Genomic DNA, 25,512 nt, shown 5'->3' on the forward strand with positions numbered 1-25,512 from the left:
GCCCAATTTGAGCAGCTTGTGACCAGTCGCCCATTGTCAATGACCGATGACCAACGACCAATGAACAACGACTGTGATGCGCGGCCGGCCATGACCTGCAACCGTTGCAACGAAGACCTGCAACGACCATGACCTGCAACCGGTACCTGCGACCGTGACCTGCAATCGTGAGCAGCAACCGTAGCTGCGACCATTCAAACCACCCTGGCCAATTCAGCCATTCCCTGTGATTCCATCCATTCCCACACTCTACCCGTTCCCACCACAAACCCATCGCTTTGGCGGCTCAGGCGGCAGCAACCCTTGCTTAACATCCCCTGGAAGCAAACAATTCAAGGAGTCTATGCCAGAGTGACCGTTCCATAGACTAGGTTCATTACATGCAATTTTATAATACCGATTAATCCGAATCTAATGGAATCCACAATCATTTTCTTCATTTAGCCATACTCAATTTAGATAATTCATTCCCCTTTATGAACATCAGGAATCGAAAAAAACCCGTTCAAATGAACGGGACCATTTCAACGAAAACCAATCCAGCAAAAGCGAAAGCAAAGGCATTGAGAAATCAGATAAAACAGAAGCCTACAAGGGGGCGTTCGTTGCAACCCGGCGGCGTTTCTCAGCAAATCGCTCGATACACATAGTCATTGAAGATCGTTGAAGCTTAATAGCCATCATTCTACAAAAACCGCACAAAAGAACGGATGATGATGATATTGAACGGGGAAACAAGGTCATTTAGGTTTTATTGGCAAATAATGCGGATGAAAAGAGGGAGAGACTCTAGTATTTCCGAACATTATCCTTCAAACCGTATTCCAACGAACGGATCCAAGAGCCTTCCAGACTGCCATTTGCCCTTTAACCGCTGAATCGTCTCTCCCTCCCGAAGATTAGAGTCCGGTCTCAACGGCCGTTCCCTTCCTGTCGATGCGGGCAGCTCCCTCTTCTTCGCGGACAAAGCGGGGAAGCGTGAAGATATAGATGACGAAGGTCAGCAGCAGCAGCACGGCTATGAACAGATACAGCCCCAGCAGCGTGAAGCGGGAGGGATACAGCCAAGCGATGAGACCGAGCATCAGCGTCTGTCCGGCCATCATGATAGGATCGATCCAGGCGCTCACGCGCCCCATCTTGGAAGGCTCCACGAGCTTGGGCAGCCAGCCGCCGATGACGATGTTCAGCGGGGCAAGGATGATTCCCATCACTAGTATTAGAATCAGGTATATCCAGGGAGAAGCTACAAAGCCCAGAACCAAGGCGATCAGACCGGATACAAGAACGCATGCGATGAGCACTTGATGCATTTTGAATTTATCGATCAGCATGGAGCCCAGCGCGCTCCCTGCCAGGAAGCCGATGCCGAGAAAGACGGAGAACAGCGAGGCGTACAGCTGGTAGTTGTCCGGGGCCAGATGGTATTTCATCGTCAGCATGGGCAGGATTGCGAAGGAGCCGTTGATCAATCCGAACAAAGCAAATCCGGATATCAGCGCAATCAGAAGCTTGCGGCTGAAAATATACCGGAAGCCGACGCTGAAGTCACCCCATACCGATCTCATATTGAGCGAGGAGAGCGGCTGCTTGCCGTTCGGCAGCGTCACCTCGACAGGCAGCTTCAGCGAGCGGATAAGGAGAGCTGTCAGCAGGAATCCGACCGTATCGATGATTACCGCACCCTTAATCCCGACGGTATGGTACACAAAGGCTCCTATTCCCGTTCCGAAAAGCATGAACACGCCGAATACGGATTGGTTCAGTCCCGAGGCCTTCACGTACTGATCTTCCTTCAGGATGCCTTGGATCATCGCTGTTTCGGCAGGGGCGTAGAACTTGGTCACCCCAGCCCGAACGAATAGGATCAGAAAGATGACCGGCAGCCAGACCCCCGCAGCCAAAGCCCCCAGCATGCAGAGCGACAACCCGGTGCGGATCCATCCGGTATTCTCTGCGATCTTCTTGCGGTCAAAGCGGTCTGCGAGCACTCCGATAAACAGAAAAACGAATACGGTCGGCGCGGAGTAGAGCATTTCAGCGATGGAAGCATAAGCAGGCTGGGAGGAAAAACGATCGAGCATATAAAAGGCGAACGCCATCGCTCCGATCGTAGAGGCCAGCTGAGAGCAGACCGTAGCGAGAAACAGGCGCATGAACACCCCATTGCGAATCAATTCCTTCAAGGTCGGTCATCCTTTCGATTCCATTATTTAGTTGACTGTTGACCTCATTATAGAACCCGGCGGCTGCGCCTCCCAGCGGCGCGGGATGGAACTGCGCCTCCTCCTGCGGACGGAGCGCCCGCTCCTCCTCCGGATCTCCCAGGCGACGGTCCCTCATTGGCTGGCTCTCTAGTATCATTCAAGAAATCCGGAAGCACCTCTCGAGCGGTCCTCAATTCCACCTCGGCCCCATGCCCGATTCCAAGCCTAACGGCAGATTACAGGCAAGAAAGGTTGTCTTCATGCAAAAAAAAGACCCCTGCCCCGTTAGGAGACAAGAGTCTTTGCTCGCTTCATCTTCAATGCCGGTCTTTGAACTCTCCGACCTTTTCCTGGACTTCGCCCTTGGCTTTATCCAGCTTCCCTTCCACTTGAAGCTTGTGGTTGTCGGTAGCGTTGCCCCATTGGTCCTTGGCTTCGCCTTTCACCTTGTTGACTGCGCCCTTCACTTTGTCGCTAAGTCCTTCTGCCATGGTTATCGCTCCTTTTCCTGTTGTAGCGGGTATAGTCCTCCTTACCCGCCATGAGCCCAGGTTAAACGGAGATAAAATCCAAGACGGCTTGGAAGACGGCTGCAGCCCGCCCTCTTCTCGATTAGGCGCATGCGTTCGGCATTTTCCTTCCCTGGAATGAAAAAAAACCGCATGGAGGGTATCCATGCGGTTCTTCCATGCGTCCGCATCCGGGTCGGTCCCGGATGAGGACGAATTAGTAAGCCAGGGAGAACAGGCCGTTGATGTGCGACAGGTAGCGGATGTTGGAAGCTTCCTTCATCAGCGTTGCCGGCAAGCCTTTGAGGCGGGTCTGGTTGCCGCCGATTGTGCCGATCGCATCCTTGCGGCCGAGCGAACCGAGCGTACCGGAGAAGACCGGGGAGAACGAGTCCAGCTGGTGGCCATTGAAGTAAGCGTAGATGTTGGCGCCGATGAGCTCGCCCATCTGCCAAGCCAGCTGAGCCGTAGGAGGGAACGGGCGTCCTTCCGGACCCATGACTACAGCGCTGTCTCCGGCGATGAATACATCCGGATGCGAGGTGGACTGCAGGCCTTCCGTAACCGTGGCGCGGCCGCGGTTGACTTCGATGCCGGAGTTGGCCACGACAGCCGTGCCTTGCACGCCGCCCGTCCAGATGACCGTGCTCGATTCGATCGTGCTGCCGTCCTTCAAGGATACGGTCGTGCCTTTCATTTCCGTAATCGGCAGGCCGGTTTTGAACACGACGCCGCGCTTCTCGAGGGAAGTCGTCGCGCGCTCGACCAGCTCGGCCGGGAAGCCAGGCAGGATCGTAGGAGCAGCCTCGACGCAGTACAGGGAAACTTCGTCATAGCTGATGCCGTGTTTTTTCACGAGGCCGGGCAGCATGTCGGCGAATTCGCCCACAAGCTCGATGCCCGTCAGACCGCCGCCGCCGACGACAAAGGTCAGGTCGGCTTTGTTGCCGGACTGCTTGTACTTCGCCACGGATGCTTCGACATGGGCTTTCAGCTTGTTCGCGTCTGCAACGGATTTCAGCGTGAAGCTGTGCTCCTGCAGGCCTGGAATGCCGAAGAATGCCGTCTCGCTGCCCAGTGCGACAACAAGCGCATCGTAGGACAGAGTCGTGCCGGTAGACAGCTTCACTTGCTTCTCGTCCGGCTTGATTTCAGCGACTTCGCCGATTTTCAGGTCGATGTCTTTGCCGCGCAGCAGCTTGTCCAGCGGAAGCGCCACATTGCCTTCGGACAGGTTGCCGACGGCAAGACGGTGCAGCTCGGTGATGATTTGGTGCGCGTTGATCCGGTTGACAACGGTAATCTGGGCTTCCTGCGGCGTAAAGTGCGTGCGTGCCGTCGTAGCGGCCAGCAGGCCGCCGTAGCCGCCGCCCAGGATAAGAATATGCTTCGCCATGTTCATCCTCCGTTCACGTTCTATGCAGCCTCCCCGCGGGGAGTGCGCGGGTTAGTTTTGGTTCTTCTGCTTTTCGCCGAGATTGTCCAGGAATGCCTGCGTGAAACGCAGCGTGCGCTGGACGTTCGGGTCCTTCAGCATGCGCAGCAGGCCGAAGAGGCCTACGCTGGAAGACTCGTGGCTGACTTGGTCACCGGCTTCGATAGCCGCTTGGGCGACGGTCTTGGTCTTGTCGACGATCGGCTTCACCATCTCGCCGAGACCGCCTCCGAAGTCGTTGATAAGCACTTTGTCCGTCGCGAGCGACTTGGCTACATCGTAGGATTTGGTCATGAGCGTGACGATTTCGGCCAGCTTCGGAAGATTATCCACAAGTACCGTAAGGGACTCCTGAACTTCCGGCTTCATGAGCTGGTCGAGAATATCGCGCTGCTGTACCGCCGCGGATGGCTCTTGAGTCGCCACCGCTTGAGTTGGTTGGTTTTCGGACATGGAATTACTTCCTCCTTTGCTCTGGAAATGCGGTTCCGTCCCTCGGTTGTCCGCGATTTCTTGCGTCCGCTGCTGTCAACTTCCGCAGGGTCGCGGCCGAGGGCGGGGACGTTGTCATCATGCGCACAGCGAATGGGAGCAGCCTCAATGCGGAATCATGCCGTTGTGGCCGGACTGAGTTTGTACCAAAATTCACATATCAGTCCAGACCATCAGACCTTCATGCTTACGCAAAAAAACGGCCGCTTCCAGCCTGGGCACCGAGAAAACGTCGAGTGAGTCAAAGACTACCTTATCGTTGTCGGCCAGGCGGTCGGCACGGAACTTCTACCGATAGTTTACAACTTAACCGCTGCAACTGCAAAAGAAAATTACGGGTACGCTTTTATTATGGCGCAATATTGCCTATTCATGTCTGAATTACCAACAAAGGCCTTCGTTGTGCCTCATCCATCCGCGGATTGCGGAACCAACAGGAAGAAATCCGGGAATCCAGTCCCTAAGGAAATCATTCCGATGGGCAAAAAAAATCCCCGGAGCCGCTCCGCTGACGGAAGCTCCCCGGGGACCTGCTTACATCCAGCTGTCGATATCGTCGTCGTCGATATCGTCTTCCGCCGCCGCGGCTTGCCCGGCGGCGGGCTCCGGCTCGGCCGGGCTCGGCTCCGGCTGCGGAGCCGAGCCGACGGCTGCCGGCTCCTCCGCCTTCGTTGCCGGAAGCTCTCCGGCAGCCGGCGCTTCGGCTTCGGCAGCCGCTGCGCTCTCGCGCCGCGCCGCTTCGGCTTCCGCCGGCACGACCGCCGGCGCTGGAGGCGCCGTGGCGATGCGCGACCCGCTTCCGGCCACGAGGGTTCCCCTCTCGGACGGAATGAGCAGCTGCAGATTCCGCACGCCATGCTCGCGGATCTCGTTTTCAACCAGATAACGGATTGAATCCATCAGATTGGACTGGCCGTTGATCCAGTCCATCACATCGGGGGATTCGTTCTTTTTCGTTTTCAGGCTGATATTCTCTCCGGGCTGCTTGATCTTCTTCACCCGGCTTCACCCCCTGTACCCTTCTCGCCTATGCCGGCTGCTTAGGCCCTTTCGACTTGAGCGCTTCGAAGATCTTGCCGCGCACGAAGGCGTCCAGTCCCTCGGCATTCATCGTTACGGCATGCTCGGCCGGTATGTACAGAAGCTTGATCTCGCGCTCCTCGCACAGCTCCTCGAGCATCGGCTGCAGAATCGGCTTCATCAGGACGCTGCCGCCGCCGTACACGCAGATGACGTCGATCTCGTTGCGCGCCTTGGTCAGCTGCTTGCGGATGTTCTGCACGATGTGGCGGGCTTGTCCTTCGAGCGGACGGCGCAGCGTCTGGATCGCCCGGCTATGGTACTTGTGGGCCGGATTCTTGATGACGTCGCTGAAGAACTGGCGCGGGCTGTCCGGCAGATGCACGAGGCGGTTGAAGTCGTCCAGCGCTTCCTCGATCGCATAGCCGGCGCCATGATGGCTGCCGTGCACGAATTGGCGCAGGAACTTGTTGCCCTCGGTAATCGGATATTCCGTCGATCCGTCGCCGATATCCGTATGAAGGACTCTCTTGTCCTTGAAATAAGCCCCCGTGAACTTCGCTCCGAGCTCGTACCGGTCCACGAATTCCTGGAAAATATCGCCGGAGCGCCAGTTGCCTTCGCGGTCCTTCTGCAGGGCGAACACGACCGGCGTCGCTTCAGGAATCGCCTTGACGTATTCGAAGTCGATGGATACCGGAACGCGGACCTTGTTCAGGTGAACGGTAACGCGATGGGTCCCTTCCATGAACTTCGCTTCGAACTTGGCCGCCGTCTCGTCGGTATGCTGGGTGACCGGCAGAGCCGTAGCCATGTCGACCGTCGCCTCTACAGGCTCCGTCGGAACGCCCTTCGCCTCGTCATAGGCACGCTGAACCGCTACGGCCGCTACCTGCGCCAAAGTGTTGATGATCGGCAGATCCATGTCGCTCTTGTTGTCGATGCCGATCTGCAGGTTCTCCAGCAGCTCGCCGCTCATCAGGGCGAACTTGCCGATATAGTACATACCGGGGCGCGCCGCGGGCGAATCGATGGTGACGATCAATTGGTCCTGCAGGTTGCGGATGAAGCTCTCGGGCGGGAGCTCGTCGCTCCACGGAAGCTTGTCCACCCGGCAGCACACGTTCGGCTGGCGGATCATTTTGCCGTCGACGAACAGGTCATGCTCGCTGTTGCCGTTGTCGTTGCCTACTTGAAAATGTACCTTCATCTTGTCTCCTCCTTCGCTCTCCGCATGCCGCGGAGGCTGTGCTAGCATGGAATGATTCCTTCACCAATACGCAGGATTCCCGCCACTCCGAGGCTGATTGACGCCGATGCTCCAAATCAAAATTACGAAGAATTGCCAAAAACAATTGCGGCTGGTGATGGTGATACCCAGTAATATAGTTCGACGCGCCGTAGAGCATTTCCTTCCGTCGCCCAACAATTACCGTTTTTTCGCCTGCCAGGCTCCGGGAGGCTCCCCTTGGCCCCGCTCGGGGTGAAGACGTTAAGAAAGCCAGACAGCTAGCCGTCAGCGCTCTCCTTGCTCTCGTCCGCCAATTTCCGGCATCCCTTCCGGCAGCCGCCCGCTCGAAGCACGTCCTTATCCAGGCTTACCAAGTATAACCTACCTGCTCTGTCGAAGTAAGGGGAACGATGGCCCTGGCACGGGAATATCCTCGTTTCCCGAAAGCGCGGAGCCGCCGGCGCCTCCGCGTATCAAATCCCTGGTTCAACTCCTCTCGGGGCAGGTTAAGCCAATACTAACTAAGCCTCACGGGAGGAAATACAGATGAACAAGCAGCCTGCGCGCAAGCTACATGACGGTACTCTTTACTGGCCTTCGACGCTGGATCGGCGGGATGAGCTGGGACAGTACCCTGCTTTGTCGGAAAAGCTCGTTACCCGGGTCGCCGTCATCGGCGGCGGAATGACCGGGGCAATCATCGGGGCTTCCCTTGCGGAAGCCGGCATCCCTGCCGTCATTCTGGAGGGCAAGCGCGCCGCCGCGGCGAGCACCGCCGCGAGCACCGGGCTGCTTCAGTTCTCCAACGATATCATGATGAGCGAGCTGGCGGACCGGTATGGCGGCCAGGCGGCGGTCCGGTTCTATGAGCAGTGCCGGGGCGCGGTAGGCTCGCTCGGCCGGCTGGCCGCCGCCGCAGGCCAATGGAACGACGGATTCCGGCCGGCTTCGAGCCTCTACGCCGCATCATCGGAAGCGGATGAAGCCAAGCTGGTGCGGGAGTTCCGGATGCTGGAGAAGAACGGCTTCCCCGTAGCCTGGGGCGCTTCCGCCGCCATGCCTTCCAGCGTTGCGGAGGCTTTTCCGGCCAGCATGACGACTTACGGCGACGCTCTGGCCAATCCGCCCCGGCTCGCGAGGGCGCTGCTGCGGATGGCGTCGGATAATGGCGTCCCCATCTTCGAGGAATCTCCTGTCCGCGAGGTGCGCCGGCGCGGCGGCAGCTGGGTCATCAGCGCGGGGGATGGAGAGGTGTCGGCCAGCCATATCGTCGTGGCGACCGGTTATATCCCGGGCATCAGCGCAGCCTCGGAGCTGAAGCCGATCCTGCGCCGGACCTACGCCCTGGCTACCCGGCCGGGCAGCGTGCCGTCAGGCTGGCCGGAAGACAGCATGGTGTGGGAAACGGCCCGGCCTTACTTCTACTTCCGGACGACGCCGGACGGAAGGATCGTAGCCGGAGGGCTCGACGAGGACCGTCCTGACCCCGCCGGGGATGAGACGTTCCTGCGCGACCGCTCCGACATGCTGCTCTCCGATCTCAAGCGCTATTTCCCGGACGCCGAATTCGAAGCGGAATACGCCTGGTGCGGCACATTCGGCGAGTCGGCGGACGATCTTCCGTTCATCGGGGAAGACAAGGAGCAGCCCGGCATCTTCCACTCGATGGGCTGCGGCGGCAACGGCACCGTCTACAGTGCGCTGGCGGCCTCGATGCTGCTGGCCGCCCTTTCCGGAGAGAAGCATCCGCTGGCAGACATGCTGAATCCGCGCCGCATCATCCGCCAAGACGATGCCAGCGGCAAGCGCGGACGCTCGCTGCTCGCCTAAAGGAAGCCAAGGACTGCGGCCCAATCGGGGCTGCAGTCCTTTTTGACGCATGCCGCTCCCGGCTCTCCGCACTGATCGGGCGAGGCCAGGCGGTTATTTCTTGCCGATCCCCTTCTGCCATCGGACATGGCGCAGCTGTGTCAGCAGCCGGCTCCAAGCCCCGGAAGCCCCGCCGCTGCGCGGAAGCAGCTCGAGACCGGCGAGCGCCGCGATCCTCTCCGCCGTCTCGGCGACGCTCCAAGGCTCCGTATCGAGCTGCTCGGCGAAAGCATCCTGCTTCAGCTCGCGGACGCAGCGTCCGATCTGAGCCGCAGCCCAGGAACGGCGGCCTTCTCCCCGGGATCGCAGCCGGCGAAGCAGCTCTCCTTCGGAAGCGAGCAGCGCATAGTGGCGCAGATCCCTCCCGTCGCTGCGCAGCCGTCCCGCAATCTCCGCGAATTTGAGCGGGTCCGTCACGGTCATCGGCACGAGCAGCACGCCGTCGTGAAGGTCGGCCAGATAGGACAGCATGTCGTAATTGAACCGCCTCCACAGCGGGAACTCCTGAAAATCCCCCTTTTGCAAGGAATCGGGCATGTTCGCCCTGATGTAGTAGCCGGCATTCTCCGGATCGAAGACATAGGAGCCCGGAAGCCTGCGGTGCAGCTCCCAGGCGGTCTGCGTCTTGCCGGATCCGAAAGCCCCGTTGATCCAGACGATCCGGCAGCCGCGGAACCCGTTATGGACAGCCTTCCTTTCTCCCGGTTCATTCACTTCATTTCAGCCCTTCCTTTAATCTCCATTTATGATAGTCTTGAAGCAATAAGACGAAGGAGGCCCCTCTTAAGTTGCCGGCAGGAGGCGGAAGACGACGCCCTCTCAGAGGTAAGTGCGGATCCCTGGGAAGGCAAGATCCGGGTACGAAGCTTCCGGTAAGCATCTCTATGAGAATACGCCTGCTTCTCTATGGGCATTACACCTGAAAGAAGGGAGGTCGGGCATGAACGACATCCAAGGGAGCTTCCAGCGGACAGATGGAGCCGAACGCAAGCAGCAGCTTGAACAACGGCTCGTTGCCTTACTCCTGTCCGATCCGCAGGCTCCCGGTCATCTCAGTCATTTGAGAGATCACGGCCCGCCAGGAGCCTGGCTGGCCGCCGGTTATGTCCGCAATCTGGTCTGGGACCGCCTGCATGACTACCGGGAACGCACGCCGCTTGAAGATGCGGACGTCATCTATTATGATCAGGAGCATCCGGACGAAGCGGAAGAAAAGGCATGGGAGCACAGGCTGGGCGCAGGCTGCCCGGAGCTGCGCTGGTCCTGCAAAAACCAGGCGCGCATGCATGTCGTCAGCGGACTCCCGCCTTATGGCGATGTCGCCGATGCCATGAGCTGCTGGCCGGAGACGGCAACGGCCGTCGCCGCTGCGATGAGGGAGGACGGCGCCATAGCCGTACTCGCCCCGCATGGCCTGGAGGATTTGTTCGGCCTCCGGCTGCGGCCAGGGCCCCGGCTGACAGATGCCGGGCTGTTCCTGCGCAGGACGCGCTCCAAGCAGTGGCTGGCCAAATGGCCCCGGCTGCAGCTGATTTCGGACAAGGACAAGAAGGAGGAGTTGACATGAGTCTGGCTTATTTCAACGGCCGGTTCGTCCCGCTGGAGGAGGCGGTCGTTCCGGTAGAGGAGCGCGGCCATCAATTCGGCGACGGCGTCTACGAGTACATGCGCTTCTACGACGGAAAGGGCTTCATGCTGGAGGAGCATCTCGACCGGTTCTACCGCAGCGCGGAGCTGATCCGATTGAACCCCGGCATCTCCCGCGCCGAGCTGCTGGCCGTCATGAGCGAGCTGCTGGAGAGGAGCGGGCTGCGCCATGCCGATATTTACATGCAGCTGACGAGGGGCATCGCCCCCCGCAATCATCCGTTCCCGGATGCGCCTGCCTCTCTGTCCATGACGGTGAAGCCTTCCAGGAAAGTGGATCCCGAGCTGCGCAAGCAGGGCGCATCCGTCCTGCTGCATCCCGACGAGCGCTGGATGAACTGCCATATCAAGTCGCTCAATCTGCTCCCCAACGTGCTGGCCAAGCAGGCGGCCGTCGATGCGGGCTGCTTCGAGGCCGTGCTGATTCGGGAGGACGGATACATCACCGAAGGCTCCAGCTCCAACATGTACCTCGTCAAGGACGGCGCCATCCGCACCGCGCCGCTGTCCAATCGGATCCTGCCCGGCATCAGGCGCGAAGCGGTCCGCCGCATCGCGCTGGAAGCCGGCATCCCGTTCATCGAGGAGGCGTTCACGCCGGCCGAGCTGCTGGATGCCGATGAAGCGTTCCTGACCAGCACCGGCATCGAAATCATTCCGGTTGTGCAGCTCCACGGCCAGGGGCCGATCGGCTCCGGCGCGCCGGGCGGGACGGTCCGCGAGCTGCATCGCCTGTTCCTGGAGAAGACCTCGCTGCCGGCTTCGGTCTGATCCTGATTGTCCGCAGAAAAGAAGGCCGTCCCTCCAGCATGCGGAGGACGGCCTTCTCTTCTTATTCCATGCTATATTTATTGCTATTCCGCTCTCCCTCGACCGGTTGATTGCTTGCCAAAGGAAATCCGGATGAATATTCAGGGAGACAGCCTCAGCAGACGAAGGATGCCGTCCGGACAGCTCTTACATGCAGCTGCGGATGCGGGAGGACAGATTCTCGGCCAGGGCAGTCCTGCCGCGCTGGATATCCGCCTCGTATAGACGGAAGGAAATACGGGATTCATCCGTACCGAGCCACTCGGCAAAGCCGCCCGAACGGCGGTCGACCTCCATCAGCACATCCACGTACGCAGCCGAAGGGATGAAGACGATCTCCAGCTCGTCGAGTTTGCCGAAGCCCGACGCTCTGCCCGGAACCAGCTCGAATTCCTGCAGCAGAGTCGTCCCATACCGACTGTGGGGGGCATATTTGCATTCGACCTCGCGGGTGTGGAATCCGAGCGAGGACAACGCTTCCAGCACCTCGCCCACCAAAGGATGGGGGAGCACCTTGATGTAATCCTCGTCCGATGCGTCGAGAGAGCTCGCGATATCCAGCGCGGTCTTCAGCCAGATCTGCGTGCCGCCGGCGGTGATCGGCGCCGTCACCGGCAGCTGCCAGCGGAACGGAATCTCTTCCTTGCCCCCGGCTTTGACCTCGAATGCCGTGCGCAGGGGCAGCCTGGCGATCGCTGCGTTTTCCCGGACCTTCTGGTCATTCACTTCCTTGATGAAGGAGGTCATGAGCAGCAGCTCGATGCCGTTGATCTGCTGGGGTACCGCCCCTCCCGTCACGATGACCCGTCCGTTGATCTCATCCCCTGGACGAATGCCGCTGTAGGATACTTCCAGAACCGTATCGACCTTGGCCGACCCGATCCCGATTGAAGCCATCATATTCTTGAAAAAAGACATCCCTGCCACGCTCCTGCATCTGTATTCCCAGGATCTCTCGGCTGCACCGGGAACAGCTGGCGGTGTGGCTGCCGTCAGATCATGGATTGACAGGTAGTACGGCTCATGCCGTTCCAGGTTTCAGATCGGCAGCCGGCTTGCCGCGGGCTCCGGCATGCATGCAAAGGAACCGGCGGAAGCGCGCTCCCCCGGGTCCTGCCGCATGCTTGCTGCGGTACTGGAATCATCATCATGTTCTTGCCCATCCCGATGTGTCTGTCTCGAGACCCGCATCATGCCCATCCCGTTCTTACTCCTTCTTTGGCGATGCGCTCCGCCACCAGCCGCCCGCCGATCGTCACGATCGGGGTGCCTCCGCCCGGATGGGTGGAGCCTCCGACATACCACAATCCGCCAAGGCGGGAATCCTTGCTCGGGTAGCGGAAGAAGGACTGGCGGAAGCCGTTGGAAGACATGCCATAGATGCTCCCCCTCCAGGCTCCGGTCCGGCGCTCCAGATCATCCGGCGTCTGAATCCGAAGCAAGCCTCCTTCCCGCCGGACAGCCGCTCCGATGCCGCGCAGGCCGCGGTCCTCCAGCAAGCCCAGGATGCGTGCGGCATATTCTTCCTTCCTGTTCTCCACGGAATAGCCGTCGCGCTGCGCGGGAGCGTTGACCAGCACGAACAGGCTGGACCTCGGGATTTCGCCCGCACCCGCCCTAACCGCCCCTCCGCCGGAACGGCAGACGTAGACGGCCGGCTTCTCCGGCAGAATTCCTTTGCGGAACAGGTCGTCGAATTCAAGATGGTACCGCTCGGGGAAGAAGACATTGTGATGCAGGAGCTGAGGGTAGTCGCTCTCCGCCCCGGCCAGCAGAACGAAGCCGCTGACGGAAGGCTCCAGCTTATGCAGCCTGGAGGTCATCCGTGAAGCTCCCGGATGGTCCGGAATCAGGCGGGGCACGGCCGCCAGCGCATCGGCGTTGACCACGACGGCGTCGGCCTCCCACAAGTTGCCGCCTTCGGTTTCTACGCCCGCCGCTTTCCCTCCGGCAATAAGAATCTCCTTGGCCGCGTCGCCGGCCGCGATGACGACCCCCAGTTCTCCGGCCAGCTTCGCGAAAGCCTCTACAATGGAGTACGTGCCTCCCTTGACTCCGAACACCCCTTGGCCGGCTTCGACATGAGCCATCATATTGAAGATGGACGGAGCGCGCTGCGGGGATGCGCCGACATAGGTGGCATAACGACCGAACATCGCCAATGTATGAGGATGGCGGAAATAGGTCCGGATCGTCCGGCTCATCGGGGTGAACGGACGAATCCGCCCAAAGCCGGCGAGCAGCGAAGGCTGCAGCTTGTCCCGCCAATCCAGCACGAGGCGGCTGAGAAACTCTTTGGAAGCCAGCTCATACAAGCGGGCGCTTTCCTTCATGAACGGCCGGTATTTCAGCGCGTCCTCCGGACTGTAGCGGGCAATCTGCTCCTCCATGTGACCGATGTCGCCGGTGACATCCACCACCGTCCCATCGTGGAAGGCATTGCGCGCGACGGGATCGAGCGGATAGAACTCGACATAATCCTCTCTGCGCCGTCCGGCCGCCTCGAACACCGAGTCGAAGACCGGCTGCATCGTCATCGTGCTCGGGCCGTTGTCGAACCGGTAGCCGGCTTCCTCCACGCGCTGCAGCTTGCCGCCGGGGCGGGGCTCCTTTTCGACGACTGTCACGTTCCATCCCTGCAGGGCCAGATGGATTGCGCAGCTGAGCCCTCCCAGGCCGGCGCCCACGACAACGGCTTTTCGGCTTCCGCTCATGCGTACCGCCTGCCTTTCCATTCGTAGCCGCTTCCGGCATAATGGACCCTCGCCGAATCCAGGCCGATGAAAATCGTCAGCAAGATGCTGGCGGGCACGAACATGCCGTACCAGGCCGGAAGTCCGCTGGATAGATCCGCCGCCGTCTTCACCGCCATGCCCAGCGCCGCCGCGGACGCGGCCCAGCCCAGCCAGAGAGGAGCCGCCCCGGAGACGGCCCATGCCGCCAGTCCGCCCAGCAGAGCGGCAGGAGGCGCCAGATAGAGCAAGGCATAGACGATGAATACGAATCCCATCAAGGGAAGGCTTCTCCCGAGGCCGGGGAACAGGTTTTTGCGGTAGCCGCTCCATACTTCGCCCGGGCTGCGGTACATGCGCATGGACGCTACCCGGTCGATCCGGGCGAGCCGTACCGGCTCGCCCCGGAGCTTCGCCTGGCGGATCAAATCCATATCGTCCAATAGAGACTCGCGGACCGCCCCGTGCCCGCCCATTCTCTCGTAGCTCCGGGCTTCGACGAAAATGAAGGCGCCGTTGGCCGCGGCGAAGCGCGGATCGTCCGAGCGGGAGACGAGCCGCAGCGGCAGATGGCTCAATATCGTGAACATCATCATGGATACGACGAGCCGCTCCATCCAGCCTCCGGTTTCCTGCCGGGGAAATCCGCTGACGAGTCCGCTCCGCTGAAGCGAGGCTTCCGCCGCGGCTGCCTCCAGCGCGTCCGGACCAAGCCGGACATCGGCGTCCACGAACAGCAGCCATCGGCCTGAAGCGGCCTCCGCCAGCTGGGAACAGGCATGGGACTTGCCCATCCAGCCTTCAGGCAGCGGTCCGCCCTGCAGCAGCTTCACCCCTGACTCCGGATCGCCGGCAATCCTGCTCACGATGCTCGCCGTCCCATCCTCGGAATGGTCGTCAAGCACCAGAATTTCATGCGGCCGCCCGCGCAGCGCCAGCAGCGACTGCAGGCAATCTCCGATATTCCTTTCTTCATTGCGGGCCGGCACGAGAATAGAGATATCACTCGGCATTACTTTGTAACCCTCTAGAGGAATGTCCGCTCTGGCTCTGGCTCTGGCGCTTCCGACCCGGCTCTCGGCTTCCTTCTTGTTCCGGCCTCCCCTGTGCCTGCTTGGCTCGCCAAGCTCCACAAGGTAACGGCGGTTCCACAGCACGAACAGCAGCTGGACTGCGAGCGCGCCCGTCAATGCCGCGAGAATGGCTGCCATGGCCGGACCCCCTTCTTGAGCTTCCGGTACCGGTCCGCTGTTGTTCTCCTGCCGCCTTCCCAGACCGCCTCATATCCGTTCCCGGTCCCGGGCAGCGGGCATTCCGCAAGAATCCTCCGCTGCTCGGCCGCCTGCTCCCGGAGCATGACTTCGACCTCGAACGCGGCCTCGCTGCGGTCCATGCGGCTCCAATCCCGCCTCACGGGCTCGCCGAAGCGGACAGCCGCAAGGGGCTTCTGGTGATCGCCGAGCAAATAGCGCAGCGTGACCGGCCTGAGCTCGGCCCGCCCGGCCCGGCGCATCAGATGGCCGATTCCGCTTGCGGCCCGAATGTCCGCATCCGGAGACATGATGGCTCCCTGCGGAAAGACCCAAACCGGCGCTCCCGCCTGCAGAAGGCTTTCCGCATAGCTCATCGATTCCAGCATGTCCCGCGGCCGGCCGCGGTTGACCGAGAACGCCCCGATCTTCCGGAAGAAAGGATAGTTCCTGAGGCCTTGCTCATCCATCATGATGTAATGGTCCAGCCGGGACAGCTGCTCCGTCAGCTGGAACAGCACAAGCCCGTCCCACCAGGACACATGGTTGCAAACATAGAGCACGGGAACACCGGCGCCTGTTCCTTCCCGGTCTCCTTCCATGTCTCCCGATACATACAGGCCGTGCAGATATCTCGGGAACAGGTAGTGCTGCTGATAGCGGAAAAACAGCCGCCGGAACCATGTCTTCTTATCGGCCTGAATCAAAGCGGACCCTCCCTTCGGCGGCCGCCATGACCAACAGCGACAGCAGAAATACAGGCATCATGCCTGCCTTGGCCGCTAGCAGCCCGAACAGCAGCAGCATTCCCTGCATGACCCGCAGCGCGGCAAAACGGGCTGAAGCAAGCACATTGCCGGAAGGCAGCAGCAGGGACAGGAGCGCCCCGACGACGAACCAGCCGGCAAAATTGGCGGCCGGGATGCCGTAGTAGGCTCCGCCGTCCTGCCAGTGCCAGAACCCCCGCGCCTCCGCGACAGGATCCAGCACCAGATCGAGCAGCACGACCCATGCGCCCGTCTCCAGGGCGCGGACAAGCCTGCCCCGCGAGCCCGACAGGAGGGCGCCGTTCAGAATGACTCCGACCCATGCCAGCCCCATCGTCCACGGAACGCCGCCGAGCAGCGATCCCAGCGTATTTTCGTAGCGGTAGGAGCCGAAGGGAAATCCGGTATGCACGCCTGCATACTCCACCGCGAAGGTGCCTGCCGCAATGCCGGCGGCGGACAGAGCGAGACGGCTCCAGCCGACCGGCCGGGAGAGAGCTTCATCCCGATGCTTCGGAACTGCGCCTATTCCGTTCGCGGCCAGCTCGCACAGACAGAGCGCGTAGAGGACCAGAAACACTCCATTGGAGAACTCAAGCGGCTTCGGCACCTCGGAGAACACCATCAGCAGGAAGCCGACGGAGTACCAGACGGCGAACAGAGCGGTAACGGGATATGCGGATGCAAGCCGCCGAAGAGCGGCCCGCTGCCCTTTTCCCGATGCCCGCCCTTGCCCCTCTTCTCTCGCTTGCCGTTTCTGCCTTTCTTGCCGTTTCTGGCTGCCAGGCCGTTCCTGGAGATTCTGAAGGCCGCTGTCCATGTGCCCCTCCCGTTCCGTGCTTCTGGAAGGATGGACGGGAAATGTCTCCTCCTGCGCGGGGCGGCTCATTGAGCCAGCCTCTCCGGAGACGAGGGCTGCATTCCGGCTTCCTCCTCCGCCGTAAACCCTTCTCCCGGATCGGCGGCTTCCCGCTCCGCCTCGGCCATATCGGCCATCACCGCCCGGAAAATCGTCTTTTTGGCCTCGTCGCTCACATACGCCCGCTTGCCGTACACATCGTATCCGTTCTCTTCCACCGCGTGCAGAATGGCAAAATAGTAATGCGCGGCGAGGCGGATAGCGAACGCGCTTTCCTGGGGATACGAGGACAGATGGGCGAGGCCGCGCCCGAACCACTCCCGGGCCGTCCCGGCAAGCTCGCCGAGCAGCCGGCGGAACGCCGCGTCCACCTCTCCGGCCTCGAACATTTCCTCCGAATACCCGCAGCGCCTCATCAGCTCAAGCGGGATGTACCGCCTTCCAAGACCGCGGTCTTCTCCGACGTCCCGGATGATGTTGACGATCTGCATGCCTTTGCCGAGCCAGATCCCCGCCTCGACGATGTCCCTGTCCGGGCTTTCGTGCAGGACGGGAAGCAGCATCTCGCCGACGGAGCCGGCGACTCGGTAGCAGTAATCCTCCAGCTGATCCAGCGAGTCGTAATGGGTCTGGACACGGTCCAGCCGCTGTCCGCTCATCTGGGTCAGGAACGGCTCCTTCGCGAGCGGGAAGCTGGCCATCAGCCAGCGCAGGGAGGGCCAGATGAAGTGGCCTTCCGCTTCGTCGAGATTGCCGAACAGCGCCTCCAGCTCGTCCAGACTGTAATCGGCCTTGTCCGGCTCGTCTACGGAATCGTCGATCATCCGGCAGAAGGCATAGATGACGAAAACAGCCTCGCGACGGGGCGAGGACAGCAGGCGGAAGGCTTCGTAAAAGCTGGCTGAGCTTCTTTTCATGACCTCCTCGCATGAGGCGGCCAGCCGCGGATTCAACATGGTTCCAGCTCCTTTGCGATTTGTTGGGCGAGCAGGCGCGCGCCTTGCATGACGATCGGAATGCCGCCGCCGGGATGGACCGAAGCTCCGACCGCATACAGCCCCTCCACCGGAAGCGGCTTGACCTGAGGACGGAAGCTGCCGGACTGAGTCAGCACCGGAGCGATGCCGAAGCTGCCTCCCCGGTAAAGGCCGTCGCGGGCGGCATCGCGCGGCGTCCGGATGCGGCGCCAGCGGATGCTTTCCCGCAAGCCGGGGAGCAGCAGCCTCTCGGCCCGCTCCAGCACGCGTCCCGCCAGCGCCTCGCCCGCACCGTCCCAATCCAGAGCCTCGTCGGCCGGCACGGGGACGAGGAAGTACAGCGCGCTATGCCCATCGGGAGCGGCATCCGGGTCGATGGCGGCAGGGTTGAACATGTAGAAGGAGGGCTCCTCGGACAAGCGTCCGCGCCGGAACACATCCTTCATATGGTCTCCGTGGCGCTCGCCCAGGAAGAACTGATGAACGCCGGCATGGTCCCATCGCCTTGCCGTCCCGGCATAGATGAGCAGGCAGCCGGAGGATGGGCGGAAGCGGCGCGGCTTGCCGCGCCATCCTTCCAGCAGCCCGGCCAGCGCCGGATAGTCTCCATTGAACACGACCGCATCATAGGCGAGCTCCTCCCCGCCGGTCCGGATGCCCGTGCAGCGTCCGCCCGATACGACAACCTTGTCCACCGGAGCCGAGCAGCGGATGAGAATGCCCTGGTCGGCGCAGGCCTGCTCAAGCACAGGCGCCAATCCGGCGTACCCGCCTTTCAAATACCAGATGCCGTGCTTGTGCTCGCTGTAGGGAATCAAGCCGTACAGAGCCGGGGCCTCCTGCGGCGATCCTCCTATGTACAGCGACTGCAGAGAGTACGCCTCGCGGATCCGGCGGCTGCGGAAGTAGGAGCCCGCCCAAGGATCGATAGCCCGGTAGGCTCTCGAGCGAAGCAGGAATTTCAGGTTGGCAGGCGTCAGGAAGGAACGGATGCCGGGGAACGAACGGGATAGAAATGCGTCGAAGCCGTATTCGAACAGCTCCTCCATATCCTCCATGTACCGCCGGAAGTCAGCCCCTCCGCCGGAATACGCTCTCTCCAGATTGGCCTCTTGCAGGCTTCGATCCTGCCACTTGGTCCAGCGCGTTCCGTCCGGGTAGTAGAAGTCGTACAGCGGATCGCAGCGAAGCAGCTGCACGGCATCGTCCGGCACTCCGGCTTCGGAGAGAATCTCCCTCAGCAGCTCCGGCAGCAGGACGATCGTCGGCCCCCGGTCGATCCGGTACATGCCCGACTCGTCCGATTCGTAGGCCAGCCGTCCTCCCGGCGCCGCCTCCTTCTCGTAGACGTCGATGTCATGTCCCTGCCGGCGCAGCAGCAGCGCCGAGACCAGCCCGCCGACTCCGGCACCGATGACGGCGATCCTCATCGTCCCGCCCTCCTCGCCTGCAGCGGCGCATGGGCATCCGTCCGCGCCTGCCGTTCATATTGCCTCAGCAGAAGCTCCGAGCTGATCATCGCCGACTGCATGATCGTCGGCAGCCCGCTGCCGGGATGGGTGCCTCCGCCGACGAGGAAGCAATGCTCCGCATCCTGGAACTTGTTATGCGGCCGCATATACATCATCTGATCCAGGCTGTGGGCGAGATTGAAGGTCGCTCCCCGGTAGACGAACGATTCCCGCTCCCAGTCCGCAGGCGTATGCATCCGCTCCTCCTCGATCAGGCTGTCGACCTCCGCAAGGCCGCTCTCCCGGGCGAGAACGTCCAGCATCCTTCTGCGGATGCCGGGGGCTTCCCGCTCCCAGTCGATTCCCGACCGGTTATTAGGCACCGGCATCAGCAGATACACGGCCGATTTCCCTTCCGGGGCCAAGGTTGGATCCAGCCGCGACGGATTATGGATATAGACGGACGGGTTCTCCGACAGCCGCAGCCGCTTGGTCATGTCATCCACATTGAGGCGGTAATCTTCGGCGAACACGATCTTGTGGTGGGGAAGCTGCAGCGGAGCCCCGATGCCCAGATACAGCATGAATGTGGAGAGGCTCAGCTTCTTCTTCTCCAGCCGGGCCGGCGCATGGCGGCGAAGCTCCCCGGGCTCGAACAGCGTGCTGACGGCATGCCCGTAATCGGCGCCGATGACGACGTCGTCCGCTTCGACGACCGTACCGTCCTCCAGGCGGACTCCGGCTGCGCGGCCAGCGCTCAGCAGCACCCGTTCGGCCCCGATCCCGGTTCGGATGACGCCTCCATGCTCCCGCGTCACCTCCGCCATCGCCTCGCAGATGCGGTTCAAGCCTCCGACCGGATGATAGAGTCCGTATTCATGCTCCAGGAAGCTCAGCATCGTGAAGGCTCCGGGACATTCCCAAGGCGACATGCCGAGGTATTTGGACTGGAAAGAGAACGCCCAGCGCAGCCGCTCATCCGTAAAATACTTGGACAATCGGCTGTGGACGGTGTCCAGGACATCCATCTTCGGGAGCGCGCGCAGCATCCGTCCCGACAGATAGTCGGACCGCCGCGAGAACGGCTGCCGCAGCAGCGGCATGAGACCGGCAAGCTTTTTGCGCTCGCGCTCCATGAACCGGAGGTAGTTCCCCCCATTGCCCGGGAACAGCTCCTCGACATGGGCCGCCGTTTCCTCGTGGCTGCCTCCGGGAGAGAATTCCTTCTCTCCGAATTTCAACGTATACAGAGGATCGACCCGCTTCAGCTCCACATAATCCTGCAGCCTGCGCCCGCTGCGCTGGAACAGCTCCTCCATGACGGGAAGCATCATGAGGAACGTCGGACCGCGGTCGAAGCTGTACGCTCCCAGACGCAGGCCCGAGGTTCTCCCTCCTACATAGGGCTGCTTCTCCACGACAGTCACGTCCACACCTTGGGAGGCCAGCAGCATCGCTGCCGCCAGCCCGCCCGGTCCGGCGCCGATTATGACAGCCCTTTTTCCCACAACCATCCCATCACCGCTCCCATTATCCGATCTGGCCCTGAAAATAGACATAAAGGAAAGCTTAACCATACCCATTAATTAACCCAACGGTATAATTATCAATCAGGACTATTTCTCTTTCCATCCGGATTTTCCTGCTTGTCCGCAGGCGGGCATGAAGATAAGTTTTTAAAGCTTGTACTTGCAGGATATGAGCCGGAGATGCGATTGAGAACGGAAGGACGGAATCGGGGATATGACAACGGGGCAGCCGCAGAATGAGCGGGGGCAACTCGAGGCGCAGCTGAATGATTTCCGGACGCTGATCATGCTCATGCTCTCAAGCGCGAGAATGGATCTGAGCTCCCGGAAGCGAGGCCGAACAAGCAAGTGAGTTCACAAAGAGCGGCAAGCAATTCTACCCTCCATACTTCCACAAAAAGTAAGAACCCGCAAGCAGAGTACCCTCTCTGCCGCGGGCTCTGCCCTCTTTTCATCAGCAAATGCGCGCTTTCTTGGCCAGCGAAAGCCCCGGACACAAGGCCACGGCAACGGGATGAACGGACCGGTCTGCCGGAAAAGACGGCTTTCTCCGAGAGGAGGGAGAGAAACGCCTCGATTCGGCCCGCTCGCCCGTCGTGCCTTACGCCTCCCCTTCCCTTCGCCATTCTTCCGGCAGCAGCCGCTGATAGCGGGGCTGCATATAGCGGTCGTCCACGAGCAGCAGGACGCCGGTGTCGCTCTCGGAGCGGATGAGGCGCCCGCCGGCCTGCAGAACCTTGCTGATGCCGGGATAGACATAAGCGTAATCGAAGCCGCTCCTTCCTTGCTTCTTCTCGTAAGCGGCAAGCAGGTCGCGTTCGGGACCGAGCTGGGGAAGCCCGACGCCGATGACCGCGACTCCTTCCAGCCGTTCGCCGGCGAGATCCACGCCCTCGGAGAAGATGCCGCCCATGACGGCCATGCCGAGCAGGGCATCGCCCCCGGGCTCCGGAGGCTGGTAAGCGGCGAGAAAGCGGTCCCTCGCCTCCTCGTCCATGTCGGGCCTCTGAAGGCGCAGCCGCAAACCGCGCTCCTTGCCCCCGCTTCCCGCCCGCGCAGGGAACAGCGCTTCTTCCGCAGGCTCTCGGGCATCGGCAGCCTCGCCTTCCGCATGCAGGACCGCCCCTTTGTCCCCGCTTGCTTCCTCTTGCCCGCTCGGATTCTTGCCCCCACTCGCTTCCTCTTGCTCGCCCGAACCTTCCGCCGGGTTGGTTCCGGAAGCCTTCACGGAATCGGCGCCAGCTTCACCCGCTTCCGCACCATCCGGCAGCGCGGCGGCGCTGCCGGGATTCAATTCCAGCAGAAGCTGTTCGTATAAGGCGTTCATATAAGCATAGGAGGGAAAGAAGGCGAGCCAGTTGCCGCCCTTCTCCCGCACCGCTTCAAGCAGCAGGCGGGCCAGCGGCTTAAGCGTGGCGCCGCGGTCGGCATAACGCGTGGACAGCGGCACGAGGCGGACCTCAAGCTGCTCCCGTCCGAACGGGGACGGCAGCGTCAAGGAGCGATCCTCCTCCATGGCGCCTAGCTGATCCATATAGAAGGGCAGCGGCGACAGAGTCGCGGAGAAGAACACGCGTCCTCCGTAGGCCTTGCCCGTCTGCTGCAGCAGACGGGATGGATCGAGGCACATGATTCTCGCCTTCACGCCGCCCCTTGCCAGCTCGGCCATCGCAACGAACCGCTCGTCCATCCACTCCCCGGCAGCTGCGAACGCCTTGGCTGCCCAGTAGGCTTCAAGCAGCAGCGCCGCGGTCTCCGCTCCGCCCTCATCCCCGCCTGCCGCCAGATGCGGCTCCGCCTGCGCGATGAACGCATGGACCGACTCCAGCAGCTGCTGCGGAGGAGCTTCCGACACATAAGCGCCGGGACCTGCCGGACGCAGCCCGCCCTCTCCCGCTGCAGCTCCAGCCTCCGCTTCCTTGCGCAGAGCGATGAACGCCGCGTTGACGCCCTTGGCAGCGGCGGACAGCCCGGCGGACAAACCCTTGTAGGCACGCTGCAGCGCCAGGAAAGGCGCCTTGTCCAGCTCCGCGCTGTACATGGAGCGGGCGCGGTCGGGCAGATTATGGGCCTCGTCGACGAGCAGCGCGGTCCCCTTGGCCTGCTCGGCCAAAAACCGCTTCAGCGAAACCTTGGGATCATAGATGTAGTTGTAGTCGCAGATGACGGCATCGGAGGCATAGGCCGCCTCAAGGGAAAATTCGAACGGGCACACCCGGTGCTTGAGCGCGTACCGCTCGATGACCTCGCGCGTCATCAGCGTCTCATGCTCCATCAGATCCAGCACCGCGCCGTTGATCCGGTCGTAGTATCCGTCCGCGAACGGGCAGTCCTCCTTGCGGCAGCTGACGGTCTCCTGCAGGCAGATCTTCTCCTTTGCCGTCAGCGTGACGGCATGGAGCTTCAACCCCTGCTCTTCCATGCGGCGGACCGCATCCTCGGCGGCAGTCCGCGTCGTCGTGCGCGCCGTCAAATAGAACAGCCGTGAAGCCGCGCCCGTTCCGAGGGCGCGCACAGCGGGCCAGAGCACCGACATCGTCTTGCCGATGCCGGTAGGGGCTTTGGCGAAAAGCCCGCCCTTATCCTCCAGCGTCTTGTAGACGGCGGCGGACAGCTTGCGCTGGCCGGGACGGAAGCCCTGGAACGGGAACTCCAGCCGCTCCAGGCTGGCATTCCGCTCCAGACGATGCCGGCGCAGCATCCGGGCGAAGGGAGCGTACTGCTCCAGCATCCAGAACATTCCCTCCCGCAGCTCGTTCAGCCCGAAGCTCCGCCGGATCCGGAATACCGCTCCCGAGTCGGCCTGCACATAGGTGAGCTGAACATCCATCCGTTCCAGGCCTTGCTGCATGGCATAGATATAAGCGTAGCCCCGGGCTTGCATCCAGTGGACCCGGTGGCCTTCCCCTCCCAGATCCTCCAGCCTCCCGGAAGTAGACTTGATCTCGTCGATGACGGGACCGCCTTCTGCGGCGAGCAAGCCGTCGCAGCGCCCCTCCACGGTCCATTCCACGCCGCCCAGGGCCAGCTCCATGCGAAGAAACACCTCGCGCTCGCTGCCTTCTCCATATTCGGCCTGCACCGCTTTGTGGATCCGCGTCCCTTCCGTCAAGGAGGTCAGGCTGCGGAAGCCAGTCTCGATGCTGCCGCTGCGGCATGCATATTCGGCCAGCGCCCTTACCGCGATTCGAACCGCCGGCGCGGTTTCTGCAGCTTCCGGTTGTCTCCACGCTTCCGGCGCTTCCGATATATCCGTCGCTGCCGGCGTGCTCATCGCTTCCGGCGCTTCGGCTGCTTCAAGTCTCCCCAAAGCTTCCGGCTTGTCCATCTCTTCCGCCGCTACAACCGCTTCCGGTTTCACCGGCGCTTCCGGCGCTTCTGCCGCATCTGCAGCTTCCGATCCTGCCGGCTCTGCCGCAGCCTGCTTCGGTCCGCTCCCATCCGTTCGGCGGGCTTGCTCCGTTCCGCTTTCCTCCGCTCCAAGCCGTTCCATCCGCGCCGTCCCCTTTCCGTCTCCTTCTGCGAACACTCGTTCCTCCATTGTAGCATGGACCGGCACTTTGCACGATCCCGCCGGCCCGTCCCGAATCGACGCCCGCTCCGGACTTGCCTCCGCCGTTCAGGCGGGCTCGACCTCCCGCCGGGAACCGAAACCGGCGCGTCGCCATGCGCCGTGCCGGGTAAGAGGGGACATGCTTGCTTTCTTCTTTTCCTTCCAGAACCTGCGAAAACAACCCAACGGAAACAAAAAGAGTTCAAGGAGGTTTTATCCATGGGAACCTATATCGAAGTTGAGCCGAACGTCCGCCTGTACGTCGAGGATCTCGGCCAAGGACATCCGGTCGTGTTCCTGCACGGCTGGCCGGCCAGCCAGCGCATGTTCGAAACCCAATCCGTGCTTCTGCCGAAAAACGGATACCGCTACATCGGCATCGACTTCCGCGGCTTCGGCAAATCCGACTCTCCATGGGAAGGCTATGATTATGACCGCATGGCGGACGACGTGAAGGCCGTCGTGGACAAGCTCGGCCTCTCGTCCTTCACCCTGCTTGGATTCTCCATGGGCGGAGCTATTGCCGTACGGTACATGAGCCGCCACCGGCAGCACGGCGTAGAGCGCCTCGTTCTGGCTGGCGCCGCCGCGCCGCGCTTCACGCAATCCGAGAGTTTCCCTTATGGGACGCCGCCGGAGAAGGTCGACGAGATGATCGACGACACTTACCGGGACCGCCCGGCGATGATCAGCGACTTCGGCGCCAAGTTCACGCTCAAGAAGCCTTCGCCTTCATTCGAGGCCTATATGTCGATGCTTTGCCTGGAGGCGACCGCGCATGGCACGATCCGGGCGATGGAATCGCTCCGCGACGAAGACCTGCGGCATGATCTCTCGAACATCAGCGTGCCGACATCGATCTTCCAGGGAGTCAAGGACGAGATCTGCCCGTTCGAGCTGGCCGAGGAGACCAAGGCGCGCATCCACGGCTCCACCATGATCCGCTTCGAGGAAAGCGGCCATGCGATGCTCTACGATGAGCCGGCCCTGTTCAACGAGTCTTTGCTGGATCTGCTGAGAGCCGGCAGCGGCGCGGCAGCGGCGGGACGCGTACTCTAGCCTTGGCGCTCCGCCCCTTTTCCTTCCCGGCTGTCGGAGAGGAAGCGCGAATTCCATGCGCCTGCGGAGATGAAAAGCCCCTTTCCGGGGCTTTTTCCTTTCCTTCTCCATAAAT

General features: G+C 61.6%; 20 protein-coding genes. 4 read left to right on the forward strand and 16 right to left on the reverse strand.

Annotation, left to right across the window (positions count from 1 at the left end; all coding sequences use genetic code 11):
• Window positions 1–899: 899 nt before the first annotated feature.
• From VE23_RS15415 to VE23_RS15435, 6 genes are all read right to left on the reverse strand, one after another.
• The gene (locus VE23_RS15415) at window positions 900–2,186 is read right to left on the reverse strand and encodes an MFS transporter (protein ID WP_049868463.1); all 1,287 of its coding nucleotides are present in this window, start codon (window positions 2,184–2,186) and stop codon (window positions 900–902) included.
• Window positions 2,187–2,524: 338 nt separating this feature from the next.
• A complete protein-coding gene (locus tag VE23_RS25480) occupies window positions 2,525–2,698 on the reverse strand; it encodes a CsbD family protein (RefSeq protein ID WP_069202479.1) in 174 nt (57 codons plus the stop codon).
• 235 nt (window positions 2,699–2,933) lie between these two features.
• A complete protein-coding gene (locus VE23_RS15420) occupies window positions 2,934–4,112 on the reverse strand; it encodes an NAD(P)/FAD-dependent oxidoreductase (protein WP_048747571.1) in 1,179 nt (392 codons plus the stop codon).
• A gap of 51 nt (window positions 4,113–4,163) precedes the next feature.
• Complete coding sequence (locus VE23_RS15425; protein ID WP_048747568.1) at window positions 4,164–4,604, reverse strand: DUF1641 domain-containing protein; 441 nt, start codon at window positions 4,602–4,604, stop codon at window positions 4,164–4,166.
• A gap of 573 nt (window positions 4,605–5,177) precedes the next feature.
• On the reverse strand, window positions 5,178–5,642 hold the full coding sequence (locus tag VE23_RS25945; RefSeq protein ID WP_084781525.1) for a hypothetical protein: 465 nt from the start codon (window positions 5,640–5,642) through the stop codon (window positions 5,178–5,180).
• Between the two features lie 28 nt (window positions 5,643–5,670).
• Window positions 5,671–6,873, reverse strand: a complete 1,203-nt coding sequence (locus VE23_RS15435) for a ParM/StbA family protein (RefSeq protein WP_049868464.1) — start codon at window positions 6,871–6,873, stop codon at window positions 5,671–5,673.
• A gap of 567 nt (window positions 6,874–7,440) precedes the next feature.
• On the opposite strand from VE23_RS15435, the gene VE23_RS15440 reads away from it, so the two are divergent.
• Window positions 7,441–8,724 (forward strand): NAD(P)/FAD-dependent oxidoreductase, encoded by a 1,284-nt coding sequence (locus VE23_RS15440; RefSeq protein ID WP_049868465.1) that lies wholly within the window; start codon window positions 7,441–7,443, stop codon window positions 8,722–8,724.
• Between the two features lie 93 nt (window positions 8,725–8,817).
• On the opposite strand, the gene VE23_RS15445 is transcribed toward VE23_RS15440, so the two are convergent.
• Window positions 8,818–9,477 carry an AAA family ATPase gene (locus tag VE23_RS15445; RefSeq protein WP_232316968.1) on the reverse strand — a complete coding sequence of 220 codons (660 nt, stop codon included), beginning with the start codon at window positions 9,475–9,477 and terminating at the stop codon, window positions 8,818–8,820.
• A gap of 226 nt (window positions 9,478–9,703) precedes the next feature.
• On the opposite strand from VE23_RS15445, the gene VE23_RS15450 reads away from it, so the two are divergent.
• Window positions 9,704–10,330 carry a nucleotidyltransferase family protein gene (locus tag VE23_RS15450; RefSeq protein ID WP_049868466.1) on the forward strand — a complete coding sequence of 209 codons (627 nt, stop codon included), beginning with the start codon at window positions 9,704–9,706 and terminating at the stop codon, window positions 10,328–10,330.
• The gene (gene dat / locus VE23_RS15455) at window positions 10,327–11,181 is read left to right on the forward strand and encodes a D-amino-acid transaminase (RefSeq protein WP_049868467.1); all 855 of its coding nucleotides are present in this window, start codon (window positions 10,327–10,329) and stop codon (window positions 11,179–11,181) included. Before VE23_RS15450 ends, dat begins: the two co-directional genes overlap by 4 nt.
• A gap of 186 nt (window positions 11,182–11,367) precedes the next feature.
• Here dat and VE23_RS15460 read toward each other — a convergent pair whose 3' ends face one another.
• From VE23_RS15460 to VE23_RS15500, 9 genes are all read right to left on the reverse strand, one after another.
• Window positions 11,368–12,138, reverse strand: coding sequence for a sporulation protein (locus VE23_RS15460; RefSeq protein ID WP_049868468.1), 771 nt, complete (start codon window positions 12,136–12,138; stop codon window positions 11,368–11,370).
• A 272-nt stretch (window positions 12,139–12,410) separates the two neighbouring features.
• On the reverse strand, window positions 12,411–13,934 hold the full coding sequence (locus tag VE23_RS15465; protein WP_048745234.1) for a phytoene desaturase family protein: 1,524 nt from the start codon (window positions 13,932–13,934) through the stop codon (window positions 12,411–12,413).
• Window positions 13,931–15,163, reverse strand: coding sequence for a glycosyltransferase (locus tag VE23_RS15470; RefSeq protein ID WP_049868469.1), 1,233 nt, complete (start codon window positions 15,161–15,163; stop codon window positions 13,931–13,933). Before VE23_RS15470 ends, VE23_RS15465 begins: the two co-directional genes overlap by 4 nt.
• Window positions 15,139–15,909, reverse strand: coding sequence for a lysophospholipid acyltransferase family protein (locus VE23_RS15475; protein ID WP_049868470.1), 771 nt, complete (start codon window positions 15,907–15,909; stop codon window positions 15,139–15,141). Before VE23_RS15475 ends, VE23_RS15470 begins: the two co-directional genes overlap by 25 nt.
• Window positions 15,893–16,858: a carotenoid biosynthesis protein gene (locus VE23_RS15480; protein ID WP_232316969.1), complete on the reverse strand. Its 966-nt coding sequence runs from the start codon at window positions 16,856–16,858 to the stop codon at window positions 15,893–15,895. Before VE23_RS15480 ends, VE23_RS15475 begins: the two co-directional genes overlap by 17 nt.
• Window positions 16,855–17,784, reverse strand: a complete 930-nt coding sequence (locus tag VE23_RS15485; protein ID WP_069202481.1) for a phytoene/squalene synthase family protein — start codon at window positions 17,782–17,784, stop codon at window positions 16,855–16,857. Before VE23_RS15485 ends, VE23_RS15480 begins: the two co-directional genes overlap by 4 nt.
• On the reverse strand, window positions 17,778–19,235 hold the full coding sequence (locus VE23_RS15490; RefSeq protein ID WP_021880467.1) for a phytoene desaturase family protein: 1,458 nt from the start codon (window positions 19,233–19,235) through the stop codon (window positions 17,778–17,780). The genes VE23_RS15485 and VE23_RS15490 overlap by 7 nt, the downstream gene beginning before the upstream one ends.
• A complete protein-coding gene (locus VE23_RS15495; protein WP_069202482.1) occupies window positions 19,232–20,770 on the reverse strand; it encodes a phytoene desaturase family protein in 1,539 nt (512 codons plus the stop codon). Before VE23_RS15495 ends, VE23_RS15490 begins: the two co-directional genes overlap by 4 nt.
• Window positions 20,771–21,386: 616 nt before the next feature.
• A complete protein-coding gene (locus VE23_RS15500; protein ID WP_232316970.1) occupies window positions 21,387–24,314 on the reverse strand; it encodes an ATP-dependent DNA helicase in 2,928 nt (975 codons plus the stop codon).
• Between the two features lie 243 nt (window positions 24,315–24,557).
• Here VE23_RS15500 and VE23_RS15505 point away from each other — a divergent pair, with 243 nt between their 5' ends.
• Window positions 24,558–25,397 (forward strand): alpha/beta fold hydrolase, encoded by an 840-nt coding sequence (locus tag VE23_RS15505; RefSeq protein WP_021880471.1) that lies wholly within the window; start codon window positions 24,558–24,560, stop codon window positions 25,395–25,397.
• Window positions 25,398–25,512 lie beyond the last annotated feature (115 nt).

This window comes from Paenibacillus sp. D9, assembly GCF_001188365.1.
GTDB classification, from domain to species: Bacteria; Bacillota; Bacilli; order Paenibacillales; family Paenibacillaceae; genus Paenibacillus_O; species Paenibacillus_O humicus.

Excerpts from the sequence above, each read along its gene's own strand:
- VE23_RS15490 (WP_021880467.1), bottom strand. The coding sequence starts at position 19,235 with ATGAGGATCGCCGTCATCGGTGCCGGAGTCGGCGGGCTGGTCTCGGCG.
- VE23_RS15470 (WP_049868469.1), bottom strand. The coding sequence starts at position 15,163 with ATGGCAGCCATTCTCGCGGCATTGACGGGCGCGCTCGCAGTCCAGCTG.
- VE23_RS15480 (WP_232316969.1), bottom strand. The coding sequence starts at position 16,858 with ATGAGCCGCCCCGCGCAGGAGGAGACATTTCCCGTCCATCCTTCCAGA.
- VE23_RS15435 (WP_049868464.1), bottom strand. The coding sequence starts at position 6,873 with ATGAAGGTACATTTTCAAGTAGGCAACGACAACGGCAACAGCGAGCAT.
- VE23_RS15495 (WP_069202482.1), bottom strand. The coding sequence starts at position 20,770 with ATGGTTGTGGGAAAAAGGGCTGTCATAATCGGCGCCGGACCGGGCGGG.
- VE23_RS15465 (WP_048745234.1), bottom strand. The coding sequence starts at position 13,934 with ATGAGCGGAAGCCGAAAAGCCGTTGTCGTGGGCGCCGGCCTGGGAGGG.
- VE23_RS15420 (WP_048747571.1), bottom strand. The coding sequence starts at position 4,112 with ATGGCGAAGCATATTCTTATCCTGGGCGGCGGCTACGGCGGCCTGCTG.
- VE23_RS15460 (WP_049868468.1), bottom strand. The coding sequence starts at position 12,138 with ATGTCTTTTTTCAAGAATATGATGGCTTCAATCGGGATCGGGTCGGCC.
- VE23_RS15485 (WP_069202481.1), bottom strand. The coding sequence starts at position 17,784 with ATGTTGAATCCGCGGCTGGCCGCCTCATGCGAGGAGGTCATGAAAAGA.
- VE23_RS25480 (WP_069202479.1), bottom strand. The coding sequence starts at position 2,698 with ATGGCAGAAGGACTTAGCGACAAAGTGAAGGGCGCAGTCAACAAGGTG.
- VE23_RS15425 (WP_048747568.1), bottom strand. The coding sequence starts at position 4,604 with ATGTCCGAAAACCAACCAACTCAAGCGGTGGCGACTCAAGAGCCATCC.
- dat (WP_049868467.1), top strand. The coding sequence starts at position 10,327 with ATGAGTCTGGCTTATTTCAACGGCCGGTTCGTCCCGCTGGAGGAGGCG.
- VE23_RS15440 (WP_049868465.1), top strand. The coding sequence starts at position 7,441 with ATGAACAAGCAGCCTGCGCGCAAGCTACATGACGGTACTCTTTACTGG.
- VE23_RS15505 (WP_021880471.1), top strand. The coding sequence starts at position 24,558 with ATGGGAACCTATATCGAAGTTGAGCCGAACGTCCGCCTGTACGTCGAG.
- VE23_RS15450 (WP_049868466.1), top strand. The coding sequence starts at position 9,704 with ATGAACGACATCCAAGGGAGCTTCCAGCGGACAGATGGAGCCGAACGC.